This window comes from Deinococcus psychrotolerans (assembly GCF_003860465.1).
Taxonomy (GTDB): domain Bacteria; phylum Deinococcota; class Deinococci; order Deinococcales; family Deinococcaceae; genus Deinococcus; species Deinococcus psychrotolerans.
This window is the reverse complement of record NZ_CP034183.1, coordinates 2,108,218-2,122,418: the sequence shown is the minus strand read 5'-3', so window position 1 is coordinate 2,122,418 and position 14,201 is coordinate 2,108,218. Positions and strand designations below refer to the sequence as shown.

Annotated in this window: 14 protein-coding genes and 2 tRNA genes; 9 read left to right on the top strand and 7 right to left on the bottom strand. The window is 63.8% G+C overall.

The annotated features are described in order from the left end of the window. Positions 1 to 30: 30 nt before the first annotated feature. From EHF33_RS10490 to EHF33_RS10475, 4 genes are read right to left on the bottom strand one after another with little or no spacing between them, the layout of a single operon-like run. The gene (locus tag EHF33_RS10490) at positions 31 to 993 is read right to left on the bottom strand and encodes a sensor histidine kinase (RefSeq protein WP_241191138.1); all 963 of its coding nucleotides are present in this window, start codon (positions 991 to 993) and stop codon (positions 31 to 33) included. Then, entirely contained in the window at positions 981 to 1,664 is a 684-nt protein-coding gene (locus EHF33_RS10485) for a winged helix-turn-helix domain-containing protein (RefSeq protein ID WP_124871021.1), read from the bottom strand. Before EHF33_RS10485 ends, EHF33_RS10490 begins: the two co-directional genes overlap by 13 nt. Before the next feature lie 18 nt (positions 1,665 to 1,682). Beyond that, the gene (locus EHF33_RS10480; protein ID WP_206431579.1) at positions 1,683 to 2,258 is read right to left on the bottom strand and encodes a P-loop nucleotide/nucleoside kinase family protein; all 576 of its coding nucleotides are present in this window, start codon (positions 2,256 to 2,258) and stop codon (positions 1,683 to 1,685) included. A gap of 45 nt (positions 2,259 to 2,303) precedes the next feature. Beyond that, positions 2,304 to 2,972: an MBL fold metallo-hydrolase gene (locus EHF33_RS10475; protein ID WP_124871018.1), complete on the bottom strand. Its 669-nt coding sequence runs from the start codon at positions 2,970 to 2,972 to the stop codon at positions 2,304 to 2,306. An 84-nt stretch (positions 2,973 to 3,056) separates the two neighbouring features. On the opposite strand from EHF33_RS10475, the gene EHF33_RS10470 reads away from it, so the two are divergent. Further along, positions 3,057 to 3,290 carry a hypothetical protein gene (locus EHF33_RS10470; protein WP_124871015.1) on the top strand — a complete coding sequence of 78 codons (234 nt, stop codon included), beginning with the start codon at positions 3,057 to 3,059 and terminating at the stop codon, positions 3,288 to 3,290. Between the two features lie 53 nt (positions 3,291 to 3,343). Here the strand turns inward: EHF33_RS10470 and EHF33_RS10465 are convergent. Further along, positions 3,344 to 3,419, bottom strand: a tRNA-Trp gene (locus EHF33_RS10465). A 362-nt stretch (positions 3,420 to 3,781) separates the two neighbouring features. Here EHF33_RS10465 and EHF33_RS10460 point away from each other — a divergent pair. The 3 genes from EHF33_RS10460 (at position 3,782) to EHF33_RS10450 (ending at position 6,694) form a co-directional block, all read left to right on the top strand. Continuing rightward, the gene (locus tag EHF33_RS10460; RefSeq protein WP_206431577.1) at positions 3,782 to 5,227 is read left to right on the top strand and encodes a DEAD/DEAH box helicase; all 1,446 of its coding nucleotides are present in this window, start codon (positions 3,782 to 3,784) and stop codon (positions 5,225 to 5,227) included. Between the two features lie 207 nt (positions 5,228 to 5,434). Next, positions 5,435 to 5,508: transfer RNA gene (locus tag EHF33_RS10455), tRNA-Gln, on the top strand. Between the two features lie 160 nt (positions 5,509 to 5,668). After that, on the top strand, positions 5,669 to 6,694 hold the full coding sequence (locus EHF33_RS10450) for a DUF4384 domain-containing protein (RefSeq protein WP_124871012.1): 1,026 nt from the start codon (positions 5,669 to 5,671) through the stop codon (positions 6,692 to 6,694). A 154-nt stretch (positions 6,695 to 6,848) separates the two neighbouring features. On the opposite strand, the gene EHF33_RS10445 is transcribed toward EHF33_RS10450, so the two are convergent. Next, entirely contained in the window at positions 6,849 to 7,601 is a 753-nt protein-coding gene (locus tag EHF33_RS10445) for an ABC transporter substrate-binding protein (RefSeq protein ID WP_241191137.1), read from the bottom strand. 159 nt (positions 7,602 to 7,760) lie between these two features. Continuing rightward, complete coding sequence (locus EHF33_RS10440; protein ID WP_124871009.1) at positions 7,761 to 9,491, bottom strand: dynamin family protein; 1,731 nt, start codon at positions 9,489 to 9,491, stop codon at positions 7,761 to 7,763. Positions 9,492 to 9,535: 44 nt separating this feature from the next. Here EHF33_RS10440 and EHF33_RS10435 point away from each other — a divergent pair, with 44 nt between their 5' ends. From EHF33_RS10435 to EHF33_RS10415, 5 genes are all read left to right on the top strand, one after another. Further along, positions 9,536 to 9,850 carry a hypothetical protein gene (locus EHF33_RS10435; protein ID WP_124871005.1) on the top strand — a complete coding sequence of 105 codons (315 nt, stop codon included), beginning with the start codon at positions 9,536 to 9,538 and terminating at the stop codon, positions 9,848 to 9,850. Between the two features lie 43 nt (positions 9,851 to 9,893). Further along, positions 9,894 to 10,919 carry an alpha/beta hydrolase gene (locus tag EHF33_RS10430; RefSeq protein WP_124871002.1) on the top strand — a complete coding sequence of 342 codons (1,026 nt, stop codon included), beginning with the start codon at positions 9,894 to 9,896 and terminating at the stop codon, positions 10,917 to 10,919. A 102-nt stretch (positions 10,920 to 11,021) separates the two neighbouring features. Then, entirely contained in the window at positions 11,022 to 11,756 is a 735-nt protein-coding gene (cdaA, locus tag EHF33_RS10425) for a diadenylate cyclase CdaA (RefSeq protein ID WP_241191136.1), read from the top strand. A gap of 13 nt (positions 11,757 to 11,769) precedes the next feature. Next, entirely contained in the window at positions 11,770 to 12,714 is a 945-nt protein-coding gene (locus EHF33_RS10420; protein ID WP_164473456.1) for a CdaR family protein, read from the top strand. Continuing rightward, positions 12,711 to 14,162: an ATP-binding cassette domain-containing protein gene (locus EHF33_RS10415; RefSeq protein WP_124870992.1), complete on the top strand. Its 1,452-nt coding sequence runs from the start codon at positions 12,711 to 12,713 to the stop codon at positions 14,160 to 14,162. Before EHF33_RS10420 ends, EHF33_RS10415 begins: the two co-directional genes overlap by 4 nt. Positions 14,163 to 14,201 lie beyond the last annotated feature (39 nt).

The following is a 14,201-nucleotide window of genomic DNA, read 5'->3' as shown; positions in this document are numbered from 1 at the left end:
TATTTCATAACTGATGGATCGGAATTCTTATCAGACCAAGCCCGCCACGCCCGGCAAGGTGAACACGAAGGCGTTGCGCCCTTCCCGGCGCTCGGCCCACGCCTGACCGCCCCAGCCCTGCACGATGCTGCGGACGATATACAGCCCCATGCCGCTGCCGAGGCCCGGCGCGTGATCGCCGCGCGTGTGGGCCTGAAACAGGTGCTCGGTGCTGCTCAGCGCCTCACCCTCGTCGCTGACCGAGACTTCCACCCAGCTTCCCCGCGCCGCCGCCCGCACCTCGATCGCCGCGCCGCGTGGCCCGTACTTGAGGGCATTTTCGGTGAGATTGAGCAGAATTTGCAGCAGCTTGTCGGGATCGGCCCGCACCAGATGGTCGTCGCCAAAGCTGAGCTGGGCGGCGTGGGCGCTGAGCTCGGGCAGCAGCAGCCGCTCGGCCCGCAAAAAGACTTCGCTCAGCGGCACGGTGCGGGCGCGGGTCGGCCTGAAGCCCACTGCCAGGTCTTCGACCAAGCGGGCGAGGCGCTCGACTTCTTGGAGACCCTGTTTGACAAAGCTCTGCTGCATCTCGGTGGGCATGGCGTATTCCAGCGCTTCTAACACCCCGCGCAGGCCGGTGACAGGGGTGCGGAACTCGTGCGACAAGATGGCGGTGGCCTCGCGCAACTCGGCCTCGCGGCGGCGGTGGTCGGTGACGTCTTCGACGATCAGCGCACCCGGCACCGCCACGCAGCGCAGAGTGCGGCCCGCCACGTCGAGTTCGAGTTCGCCGCCGCGCTCGGCCAGGGCTTCGAGGGTGTGGCGGCGCAGCACTTCGAGCAGCGTGCGCCCCACCGCTTTTTGGTTGCTGACCCCCCACAGCCGGGCGGCGGCGGCGTTCAGGTGGGTGATCCGGCCTTCTTCAAAGCGCACCACCGCCTGCGGCAAAGCGTCTTGCCAAGCGTCCGCCTCAGGAAGACCGTCCGGCGAGCGCTGCACCTTTAAGGATTCCACGTTCGCATTCGGTAGCCTTTGCCGCGCACCGTTTCCAGAAACTTGGGGCTGGCCGGATCGTCGCCGAGGTGGGCCCGCAGTTGGGTGATGTGCTGATCCACCGTGCGCTCACCGCCCAAAAAGTCCGCGCCCCAGACCCTATCGAGCAGCTCGGTGCGCGAGTAGACCCGCCCGGCGTTGAGCGCCAAAAAAGTCAGCAGGTCGAACTCGCGGCGGGTCAGATTGAGCGCTGCGCCGTCTTTCTTGGCTTCGGCGGCGGGCACGTCAATGCTCAGCGGCCCCAGCGCGATGACCTGCGGCACCTCGGCCTGGGTGCGCCGCAGCAGCGCCCGCACCCGCGCCACCAACTCGGCGGCCGAGAACGGCTTGGTGAGGTAATCGTCGGCTCCCGTCTCCAGGCCCTCGATTCGCTCGGCCTCGGCGGCGCGGGCGGTGAGCATCAGCACCGGCAACTTTTTGAGTTCCTGATCCGCACGCAGCCGCCGCAAAAAACTCAGGCCGCTCTCGCCGGGCAACATCCAATCGAGCACCAGGGCGTCGGCGGCAGTAAGGCTAGGCAGGGCGTCTTCCACGGTGCCAAACGCCGATACCCGCAGTCCGGCCCGCTCCAAGTGAAATTTCAGCACGCCCTGAACGGTGCTCTCGTCTTCAATGACCACCACATGGCTCACGCCCTTTATTCTGGCAGCTTAGGTCAGGTGGCTGTCAGCTTGGGGTTGGCGGTGGGCAAATTCCACGATTGGCCGGGCGGATTCTGCGGGTTGAAAGGCGGAGGTATCCAGCAGCAGGGCGTCCGGCGGCGACGGCAAAGTGCCCGCTTTCTCCATCAGTTCGCGCAGTTGTGCGGGGTCACGCAGCTTGAGACGCTCGGCGCGTTCCGGCAGCAGCATTCGGCGCTTAAGTTCGGGCAGCAGGCACGTCAGCCACACCGGGATGAAGGGCACGCCACGCACGCCCGCCAATTCGCGCAGCCGCTCCACATTGCGCCACTCACGCTCCTCGGCGGTCAGGTAATTGGTGAAGATGTGCGCTAGCGTCCTCGGCGCATGCAGGGTGGCGGCGCGAATGGCCTTGCGAACCGCGAAGCACAGCTCCCAGATGTCGTCAGCCACCACGCCCTCCCCGTTGATTCCAGCCGCAAGAAACACGGAATCGTTAGCCAGATGGTTGTCGAGCAAGGCTGCACCCGTCACCGCACAAAGAGCCTTGCCCACAGTAAGTTTGCCGCTGCCGGGTGGCCCAACAAGGTAATAGAGATGGCTCATGCGTGCAGGCTAGCCGAACTTGGAGCCGGGCACATCTTCCCTCCCCTACAGCAAAAACGGATTGCTGGCTTTCTCGGCTCCGATGCTGCTGCTGCCGCCGTGACCCGGATAAATGGCGGTGCCCTCCGGCAAGCTGAGCAGCTCTGCTTTGATGCCCTGCATCAGTTGGGGGTGGCTGCCGCCCGGCAAATCGGTGCGCCCGATGCCGCCCTGAAACAGCGTGTCGCCCACGATGGCCAGCCCCTCGCCCAGCAGCACCACATGCCCCGGCGCGTGGCCCGGCAGCTCGCGGGCAATCAGTTCGAGTTTGCCCGCCTTAAAGACCTGCCCCTGCTCCATGAAGTGTTCGGGGTCGGCGGGCTGCACGAACGGCAGATTCCAGCGCTCTGCGCTCTGCGCTCCGGCGCGGTAAATCGGCAAGTCGGCTTCATGCAGCCACACCGGCACATTCAGCGCTTCCCTGAGCGGCTGCACCGCCCCGATGTGGTCGAAGTGCGCGTGGGTCAGCAAAATAGCCCGCACCTTGACGCCGTGACGCATCACCCACGCCAAAATTTTGCTGGCCTCATCGCCCGGATCGATCAAAAAGCCCTCGGCGCTGGCCGCGTCCCACACCAGAACGGCGTTTTCCTGAAGGGGGCCGGTGGGTAAGCTGGCGACCCGGAACTGGCCGTGCTGAGCGGGAAGGGGGCCGTTGTTGCTGCTGCTGGTCATGCCTCACAGTCTAAGCGGCCCGAATGAAGAAAAGTGCTGACATCTTCTGCCCTCAGGCCCGTCACTCGGTGGCACACTGGGCAGATGGAAGAACGTGAACTCAATTTTGCCAAAGAAATCTTGCAGGGCAGAAGCGCCAGCGCCGTCAGCGACGACGAGGTGCTGGCCGGGGCCGAACGCTTGCTCTCGGGCTGGATGGCCGGCGATCTCAAGATGGAGCGCCCCAAGCTGTATGACCACTACGCCCTGCTGCTGGCAGCGCTCCTACGCAAAGTAGCAGCCCTCGAAGAACGGGTCAAGGTACTGGAGGAGCGGTAAAATCCGGCCTAAGACCAAAAAAACCCCGCACGCAGCGGGGCATTTTACTTTTGTGGCGGGCCCTGCAGGACTTGAACCTACGACCCTCGGTTTTGGAGACCGATGCTCTACCAACTGAGCTAAGAACCCCCGCCTGTACTCTTCAGTCGCCACTGGCGAACTTCGGAAGCCTAGACAGTTTAACACCGCTGCCCCGGCGGTGCAAGCTAAGCCAAGAAGCTTAAAGAACTGGCTCGATGTGCTGGGGTGTTCCTGCCTGAGTAGCAGGCCGAAACTGTGCCCCGAGATGCGCTAGACTCTTTTGCAAGTGGGCCGCTGCCCTGATCTATTTCTGTACCCCTCACACAACACTGCGGCCAGATGAACGTCCCGCGTTCACCGTGTTGACCATATGGCACACCCCCTTCGCCGCAGGGCTGGCGAAATTTTGCCGCTTTCACATAACCGGACAACTCACCGCCGCAGAGCGGGTGTCTGTTCGTGGAGTTCAAATGACTGTTTTAGACGCGCCCCGCCCCACCACTGACGCCGCTACACCCAGCACCACCGCTTCCTTTACCTTTCAGGAGATGCAGCTGCCCGCGCCGCTGCGCGAGGCCATCGACGCGCTGAAGTACACCGTCCCGACCGAGATTCAGGGTTTGGCTCTGCCGCCCGCCCGCATGGGCAAAGACGTGCTGGGCACCGCCGCGACAGGTTCCGGCAAGACCGTGGCCTTTTTGCTGCCGGTCATCGAGCGCCTCCTGACCCAGCGGGCACGCGGCACCCGCGCTCTGGTGCTGGCCCCCACCCGCGAACTGGCCGCACAAATTGAAGAAGTCGCCCGCTTCCTGATCGCCAACACCCACCTCAAGGTCGTCAGCATTTTCGGCGGCGTCTCGCAGGGGCCCCAGCAAAAAGCGCTGCGGGCCGGCACCGACATCGTGATCGCCACGCCGGGCCGCCTGCTCGACCACATCGGTCAGGGCAACATCAATTTCAGCGCCCTCGAAGTGCTGGTGCTCGATGAAGCCGACAGAATGCTCGACCTGGGCTTCTTGCCCGACATCCGCCGGGTGCTGCGCGTCTTGCCTGACAAGCGCCAGACCTTGCTGTTCTCGGCCACCATGCCCGACAGCATTCTCAAATTGGCCGGCGAGTTTCAGCACCACCCGGTGCGTGTGGGCGTCAAGCACCAGGGCCGCACCAACGACAAGATCGCCGAGGCGCTGTTTCCGGTTCACGGCGAACTCAAGTCCAAGCTGCTGATCGGCCTGCTGGCCGACGCCGAGGTCAACATGGACAGCGTGCTGGTGTTTACCCGCACCAAGCACCGCGCCAACCGCCTGGCCGAGCAACTGGTCAACGCCGGAATCAGCGCCGAGCGCATTCACGGCAACCGCTCGCAAAATGCCCGCACCGAAGCGCTCTCAGGCTTCAAGAGCGGCAAATACCGGGTGCTGGTCGCCACCGACATCGCCGCACGCGGCATCGACATCGATTCGCTGGGTCACGTGGTGAACTTCGACGTGCCAGTGGCCGCCGAGGACTACGTTCACCGCGCGGGCCGCACCGCCCGCGCCGGCAAGACCGGCACCGCCTTTACCCTGGTCAGCCCGCAGGAAGAAGATGAAATCCGCAGCATCGAGCGCTTCACCAAGCGCACCCTGACCCGCCGCAACTTGGAAGGCTTTGATTACCACGCCAAAGTCGAAGCCAAGTTGGAGCAGCCCCGTCCCGCTCAAGGTGGACGCGGCAGGGGCCAGGGGCAACGCAGCAGCGGTGGACAGACTCAGGCCCGCAGCGGCGGAGCAGGAAGTCAGGGTGGGCAGGGCGGCGGTGGCCAGCGCCAGAGCCGCCCTGCTGACAGCCGCAACGCCGCACCCCGAAATGACGCGGGCAGAAGTGACGTGGGTGGCGGGCGTGTGGGGCCGCAACCGGCTCGCCGCCGCCGCTAAGCACTGTTCAACTCAAAAAACTCAGCTCTCCTTGACCGGATTGAGCTGGGTTTTTTTGGGCCGAGCGCCAGCGCCCCAATGCTGTCAGGCGCTGCGAAGTTTCTCGCCCTTTGCCGCCCCAGCCTCACTTGACCAACGCCCCGCCCCGCTGGTATACTTTCCCCCGTTCTATGCTTCCCCGGCCAAGCACCAAGCGGGAAGAGGTGATGGGGCATCGTCCAACGGCAGGACACCACTCTTTGGAAGTGGTGATCATGGTTCGAATCCATGTGCCCCAACCAACGCACGCGCTGAGTTTTGTCTCAGGGCGTGTTTTTTTGTTTCTCACACCCATCACGCCCTGCAAAGCTGACGCAAGCCTGAATCTTGGTAAAGGGTTTCTCCTCTCGCCCTCATGGGACGTCACCTTTTGCAGTTTAGGCTTCTTTTCAGGAGGCTCCAATGAAAAAACTACTCGTATTGCCCGCCGCGCTGCTGCTCAGCAGCGCCATGGCGGCCCCCAAGATCAGCGCCCAGAGCATTATCGTCAACCCGGTTCAGCCTGACCTCAGCGTCTCGGTGTGGACGGACAAGAACCCCGACGGCACCCAAATCCCCAACTACAAAATCGACGAGAAGATCACCCTCAACGTCCGCTCCAGCCAGGACGCCTACGTTTACCTGTTTAACGTGGACGGCACCGGCAAGGTCGATCAGCTTCTCCCCAACCGCTATGCCAACGGCGCGAACTTCGTCAAGGCCAACGTCGTCAAGACCTTCCCTGCAGCGGGCGATCAGTTTACCTTTGACATCGCCGGCCCGGTGGGCCTGAACAAAGTGCTGGTGCTGGCCAGCAAAACCGAACTCAACCTCGGCGACCTCAGCAAGTTCTCCAGCCAGCAGGACTCGTTTGCCGACGTGAATGCCAAAGGCCAGCAGCAGCTCGCTCAGGCGCTCAGCATCGTGGTCAGCCCGATCCCACAAAACAGCTGGGTCAGCGACACCGCGTTTTACAACGTCGCCTCGCAGCAGCAAAGCCAAACCGGCAACGTCTTTGTCGGCACCAACGTCTCCGGCGCGGTCGTCTACCTGAATGGTCAGCGTCTCGGTGACGCCAACCAGACCTTCAGCGCCATTCGCCCCGGCAGCTACCCGCTGAAGATCACCGCCCCCGGCTACCGCGATTACAGCGCCACCATCACGGTACGCGCCAACGCCACCACCAACGTCAACGTGGAATTCAACACCGTGGTGACGCCCGCCCCGCCCGTGAGCAACACTGCGGCGGTCAATATCCGCAGCAGCGTCAACGGCGCACTGATCTTCGTGGACGGACGCCAGGTCGGCACCATCCAAAACGGTGGCCTCGATCTCAACTTGCCGCGCGGTGGACACGAAATCGTGCTGATCGCTCCGGGTTACAACACTTTCGTCAACAACTACAACGTGTCGCAGGGCGGCACCATCACCATCACCCCCAAGCGCTAAGCCCCCAGCTCTAGGTAACCTGCTCCAAGTCAAAGCCCCAGCCAAGTGCTGGGGCTTTTGCGTACTGGTTTTGTTCGTTGCTTGTTTCGATAAGGATTGTAATGCGACCTCAGCCCTTTTCCCAAGCGCCACATCCGACTGCCCGACCGCATTTTCAGCAGCGCACGTCTTGACCGAAGTAACTTTTGGACAGCGCGTCGTACTCGCCGTTTTTGAGCAGCGTGGCCAGTGCGCCGTTGACGGCTTGGCGCAGCTCCGAATTGCCTTTTTGCACGGCCATACCGATGCTCTCTCGCCACAACAGATCACCCATTTGCAAGTTGGCTTTGTTGTAGGTTCGGAGCGCTTTTAAGGCGGCGAATTTGTCGGTCACAGTGGCGCTGACCTGACCCGTGGCCACCGCCTGAATGGCGGCCTGCGACGAGCCGTAGACTTTAAGCTGCTTTTCAAACGGCAACTTTTGAATAAAGCCCATGTAGGTGCTGCCCGATTCGACTCCCAGCAGTTGGCCTGCCATCGCCTTGCTGGTCAGGGGGCCGCCCGGCTTCGCCAGCGCCACACCGCCAGTGCAGTAATGCGGCTGAGTAAAGTCCACCAGTTTGGCGCGGGTCGAAGTGATGGCGTGCGAAGCGATCACCAGGTCATAATCTTTAAAGTTTTTGAGCAGCGAGTCAAAATCGCCTTTGACCCAGACCACTTTCAGCCCCAGTTGCTTGGCAATCATTTCGCCAAGATCAACTTCAAATCCGGCGAATGTGTTGCCCTTCAAATAATTGAACGGCTCGAAGTCGACGCTGGTGGCCAGCCGGATGGTGCCGCTGCTGCGGATATCAGCGTATGAACGGGCCTGCGCCGCTTGACAGAGCAGCGGCACCATCAGAGCGAGAGCGGTAAGGGAACGTTTCAAGGAAAAAGCCTCCTCTTGCCCGCCTTCTTCACAGCATCCGGCGCGGCTCAGCGTGACTTTAATGTAGAACGTCCGATCTCACTTTCGCCTTACAACTTCAGGAAAAACCTGATAAATGCATTGAATTTTACTCTTTACAGTAAATAATGCAGCGGTTCATCAGATTGGAAGCTGCTGAACTTCATTTTTGAGTTGCTCTAACCTTGCCTGCAACTCACCGCTGCGCTGCTCGGCCCGCGTGAGGCGGCTTTGCTCCTGCTGGGTAAACTGAGTAAACGGCAAGGTGGCGTCGCTCAGGCGGGCGTCGGCGCGTTCCTGCTCACGTTCGTACTCGCGCCGCACGATGCTGTCCAGGCTTTCGCGCAGGGCCGCCAAGCGGGTGCGGAGTTGCCGCAGAGCCGCCAGCCGCTTTTGGGGCAGCACGAACAGCCCGAGGCTCCCGACGGTCAGGAATGCCAGCACGCCGGTAAAGTCGGCCAGCGCTCCGCCGAGGGCCAGCGCCGTGACGGTGCCGATTGCCACTCCGCCCGCGCCGAAGCCGATCACACCTTTCATAGCGTCCTCGGCGTCCTGCGAGAGCTGGCGCATCAGGGCTTCCTGGGTGCCCTCGGCCAAGTGGCGCTGGGCGCTGCCGGAAATGCCCTCGACCAGCGCGGCGCGGTCATATGAAAAGCGGGGACGGTTCAGATTTTGCCCTGTCTCGGACGGCTGCTCGATTTGGCGGCGCGTCAAGTCGGCCTGCACATCTTCCCAAAAGTGCAGATTGCTTTCCACGAAGCGGTCGATCATGCTGCCGAACTGCTTTTCGATGGCCTCCGGCAAATCGGCCACCGCCTCGCGCTTAAAAGTGGCTTCCAGCTCGCGGGCGTTGACCAGCTGGCGCACGTTGCCGATTCGCAGGGTTTTGTCGATGAACTTGTCGGCCCGCACCTCAAATTCGCCCAGCAAGCGGTTCATCCGGTTAAGTTGCCCGTCGAGTTCAGCCTGCATGCTGCCGTGATGACGCTCCCGCTGCTCCTCCAAGCGGGTCAGGGTGGACAGATCGGTTTTGAGGGCGACTCTGGCTTCAGCAGCGCGGACATTCTCCGCACCCAGCAGTTCGGCGGCCACCCCCAGCGGTGAGGCCAGCTTGAGGCGGGTGCGCTCGGTTTCGGACAAGCGCATCTTGAGCACTTCGCGCAGGGCGGCGAATCCGGCGTCGCCGCCGCGCTGCTCGGCTCTCGCTGAGACCAGAAAGATCGGCGGCGTTAGGCCCAGCGTGGCCCGCGCTCCACTTTCGACAAAAGTGCGAACCTGCTCACGGGCCTCAGCGGTTTCGAGCAAATCGGCTTTGTTGACCACCATGATGACGCTGCGGCCCCAGCGCTTCACCAGTTCCAGAAATTGCCGCTCCGACTCGGTGAAGGGCCGATCGGCGCTGGTCAGAAACAGCACCAGATCGGCGCGGGGCAAGAAGCCTTCGGTGAGCGCCTGATGCTGGCGGATGATGGCGTTGGTGCCGGGGGTATCGACCAGCGCCACGCCTTCGAGCACGCTCAGCGGCACCCGCAGACGGCTGACGAACGGATCACTGGTGGCTTCCATTTGGCCTTCCAGTCCGTCCCTTTTCTCGCCGTGCAGCAGCACATAAATCCGGTCGGTGGTGGGCGTCACGCCTTCGGGCAGCACCTGATCGCCCAAGAGGGCATTGATGAAACTGCTTTTGCCCGCGTTAAACTCGCCCACCACCACCAGCAAAAAGGCTTCGTCGAGGTTGCGGACACTCTGGCGGGCCTGCTCGGTGGCGGCGCTCGGGGCACCTTGCAGCTCCAAAAAGGCTTGCAGGTCGGCCAATAAGGTGCGCTCCCGCGTCAGCAGGTCTTGGACTTGGGCGGTGACGAGGAGGGTCATGCTGTTTAGTTTAAGCGCTGAGCGCTTTTTGCTAGCCTGCACCCATGAGCGACGACCAAATTCCCGCGCCTTACCACCGCGTTCCGGAACAAGAAGTGCTGGGCATTCAGTTCACCCTTGAGGACATGGACGAAATGCGCTTTGCCCGCGTGCTGCGCGACATCACGCAGGATCCGGCGTTTGCCGTGCCGCTGCAAGTCCGGGTGCTGGAGCCGCGCTCCGGCATAGATGGGCAGGTGACGCTGGCCTTTTTGCCCGGAGACCGCGAGAAGGCCAGTGCGGCGGTGCAGCGCCTCAAAACCATTTTGCTGCGCTACGGCGCACAGGTCGATCACATTCGGATGCCGGGGGAAAACTAAAACCTAAGCGCAAAGCCCACGCCGAGACTCTAGACTCCCCTTTATGGCCGTTTCCGTTGCAGGCACCCACGTCACCTTCACCCCGCCCACAGGCGCAACCGCGCTGCTGGGCGATTTCACCGACTGGCTCAAGCAGCCGCCGCTGCCGGTGGTGGGCGGCCAACCCATCACCCTGACGCTGCCGCGCGGCGCGTGGGTGGAATACGCTTGGCTGGACGCGGCAGGCCAACCGTTTGCCGATCCCGACAATTCGCAAAAGTCGCTTAATCCGTGGTGGAACTACCCCCGCGCCGCCGAAGTGGGCGAGTACCCGCGCCACTGGCTGTGGCAAGGTGACGCGCCCAACGACCCTCCCCAGCGCGGCGAAGCGCACCGGATGGCTTGGGAAGGCCGGGTTTTTGCGGGCAAGCGCCGGGGCTACGTCTACACCCCGCCGGGCTATGACGCGGCCCGCACCTATCCGGTGTACTACATCCAAGACGGCGTGGCGTTTTACCGCACCGGCAAGCTGAGCGAACTGCTGGATAGAGCGCTCGCACAAGACCTGATCGATCCGGCCATCCTAGTTTTCGTGGAGCCGCTCGACCGCAACGCCGAGTATTACCTGAATGACCGCTATTTCGACTTTTTGCAGGGCGAAGTGCTGGAGCAAGTCGAGCAGCGCTTCTCGGTCAGCCGCGAGGCCGCCGGGCGCGGGCTGTGGGGCGCGTCGCTGGGCGGCCTGATCAGCCTTTACACCGCTTGGCAGCACCCCGACGTGTTCAGCAAAGTCATCAGCCACAGCGGGGCCTTCATTGCCGCGCCGGATGGCAGGCAAGGCAGCACCATTGACACCACGTCGGCGGGCGAGTGGCTGCGCGAGCAACTCCAGCTCAGGCCGCCGACAGACCTCCAGCTCAGCCTCGATACGGGAACGCTGGAATGGCTGCTCTCGCCCAACCGCCGGATGGCCGCCGCGCTGCAAGACCTCGGCATCCGGCACCAGTACCGCGAATACCCCAGCGGCCACAACTGGGTGACGTGGCAAAACGCTTTGCCGGAAGCGCTGCTGTATATGCAGGGACGTTAGCTCTACCGGAACTGGGGAGGGCCGCTCACCGCTGCTGCCCGGCCCCTTTGCCAACCTTCTCAGAGGGCCGCCCCGTATAGTGGCGGTGTAGGGGTTCTGACTGTGCTACTCACCTCATCTCTCAAAGACTTGCTGGACATCGTGCTGGTGGCGACGCTGTTTTATCAGGGGTACATGCTGCTCAGCGGCACCCGCGCCGTCAACGTGCTGCGCGGCGTATTGGTCTTTGTGCTGGCCTGGGCCGTGTCCAATTTCTTGCAGCTCACAGCGCTCAATTCGCTGCTCGGGCGCATCGCTCCGGTGGGCCTGTTTGCGCTGGTGGTGGTGTTTCAGCCCGAGTTGCGGGCGGCTTTGGAGCAGATCGGGCGTACCCGCGTGCGCGACGTGGGAGCCAGCGGCGCGGCGCTGCAAGACATCTCGCGGGCGATGGAGCGTATGGCCGAGCGCAAAACCGGAGCGCTCATCGCCATCGAGCGCCGCACGCCGCTGGGCGAGTACGCCGCCACCGGGGTCAAGCTCGATGCTCAGATCAGCGCTCCCTTTATCGAGGCGCTGTTTGCCCGCAACGCGCCGCTGCACGACGGCGGCATGATCGTGCAGTCAGGCCGGGTGCTGGCCGCCGCCTGCCTCTTTCCACTCCAAGCCAGCGACGGCATCTACCGGCGCTACGGCACCCGCCACCGCGCCGCGATTGGGCTGTCCGAACTCACCGACGCGGTGGTGCTGGTGGTCAGCGAGGAGCGCGGCAGCATCCGGCTGGCGACTGGCGGGCGGCTGAGTGCCGATTTGACCGGCGCGGAGTTGCGTGACCGCCTGCGCGAGTTGGTGTACGAATGAAATGGAGAACGCCGTGAGCCGCCCTGCCCTGAGTGTGAACCGGGTTTCCCACTTCGTTCGCTACTGGTGGCAGCGCCTGCTGCACAACTTGCCTCAGAAGTTTCTGGCGTTGCTGCTGGCCTTTGCGCTGTGGTTCGTGGCCACCGAAGACCGCCGCGCCAGCATTCAGCAAAATTTCAATGTGGCCGTCGACGTGCGCGACACCACCGGGGGCAGCGAAAAGCGGGCGGTCAGCGGCCTGAATCCGGCCAGCGTGATCGTGACGCTCAGCGGCAGCCGCCAGCGCCTCGCGGCCCTGAATGCCAGCGATATTCAGGCGTTCGTGGACATCACCGATTTGCCCGACGGCGAATTCAGCCGCACCGTGCGGGTGGTCGGCCCCGACGCCACCCGCAGCCTCAAGGTCGCGCCAACGGTGGCGCAGGGCCGCATCGACGCCGAGCTGAGCCGTACCCAGCCGGTCATCCTCAGCGTCACCGCGCCGCCCAGCGACAGCGTGCCGAGGTATGTCCTCGCGCCGCGCCAGGTCACGGTCAGCGGGCCGAGTCAGGTGGTCGGCACCGTCGAGCGGGTGATTACCGAGCCGGTGACGCTCTCGCAGGGCAACCAGACCGAGGCCCGTTTGTTGGCGCTGGACGCCAAAGGCAAAACGGTGGACGTGCGCCTGACGCCTTCGAGCATCACGGTGGACCGGATTGACAGCGGCAATTTGCCGATCCGCAGCGTGCCGGTCAGGCTCAGCGGGGTGCCGAGCAATCTGAGCGTACTTTCGTCCAACGTCGAGCCGTCCACCGTGCGGCTGATTGGCCCCGCCGAGACCCTGGCCCGCATCAGCAGCGTAACCGCCAGCGTCGTCTACCGGCCCGGCACCTTCAGCGCACAGCCCAGCTTGGTGCTGCCCGACGGCGTCCGCGCCCTTGACCGCGTGACGGTGCAGCTCACGGTGGCGGCCAAATGACGGCGCAGCGGGCCAAGGCCTGTCCAGAACAGCCGCTGGCCGAGTTACTCGGTGTCTCCACCGGACGCGGGGTACCGCCGCTGCAAAACGTGACGTTTAGCCTCAGACCCGGTGAGGCTTGGCTGATTTCCGGCCCGAACGGCGGCGGCAAAAGCACTTTTCTCAAATTGCTGCGCGGCGAATTATCGCCCACGCAGGGCAAGCGCAGCTACTTTCTGGGCGGTCAGCCGCGAACGTCGGCGGTGCGGGCCATGAAAGCGCTGGCCCTCGTCTCACCGGAGCAAGAAGCCTTTTACCTGACACGCGACTGGGTGCAGACGGTGGCCGACGTGCTGCTGTCGGGCTACAGCGGCGACACCCTCAGGCTGTGGGAGGCTTCCCCCGAAGCGGCGGCGCGGCTGGCTGAAGTCTCGGCGCAAGTCGGCTTACAAGCCCTGCTGGAGCGGGATTTCAGAACACTCAGCCACGGACAGCGCCGCCGCACTTTGCTGGGCCGCGCCCTGATGCCGCGCCCTGATGCCCTGCTGCTCGACGAATTCACCGACGGCCTGAGCGTCACGGCCCGTGGAGAGTTGCGCGGCGTGCTGGAGAGCGTGGCCGCAAAAGGGGTGGCGGTGGTGCTGGTCACGCACCGCCCTGAAGAAGCGCCCCAGTTGGCCTGGAAACATGCCCACATCGCCGCCGGAAAACTGATTGTGGACGCGCCGCCGCCTGCCTTGCCCCGCCGCCCCGCCGCCTTTGAATTGACTGCGCCCGCCCAAGAAAAGGGCCGCGTTCTGGTGCAACTCGAACAGGCCGAGGTCTACCGCAACGGCCACCACGCCCTCGGCCCCATCACTTGGACGTGGCGCGAGGGACAGCACTGGCTGGTGACCGGCGAGAACGGCTGCGGCAAAAGCACCCTGGCCCGTTTGGTGGCGGGCGAGTTTCACCCGGCGCTCGGCGGAGGCGTCGCGCGGCCTTTTTTGCGCCGCGACCTCCTAAGCGAGCGCCAGCAGCACATCGGCCTCCTGGGAGCCGAACTCGCCATCCGCCAGCGCCGCGACTGGAGCGGCAGGGAAGTCATCGGCTCGGCTTTTGGCGGCACCGAGGGGTTTGCCCACCCGCTGAGCGCCGAGCAACAGGAGCAAGTCGAAGGATTGGCCGAGCGCCTGGGAGCCGCCGACTTGCTCAGCCGCTCTGCCGAAACGCTGTCGCAGGGCCAACTCCGGCGGCTGCTGCTGGGGCGGGCGCTGATTCACCAACCCAAACTCCTGATCGTCGACGAGGGACTGGACTTTCTAGACGTCGCCGCCCGAAAAGAGGTGCTGGCCCTGCTCGGCGAGATGATGGCGGGCGGCACCCACCTGCTGGTGATCGCGCACCGCGAGGAGGACGCTCCGGTGGGCATGACGCACCATTTGAAGTTGGAGGCGGGACGGGTGGTGGGGCTTTTTTCCACCCCTTGAGACAAGCTTTATTTTTTTGCCCCGACATCCAAGCGAGTA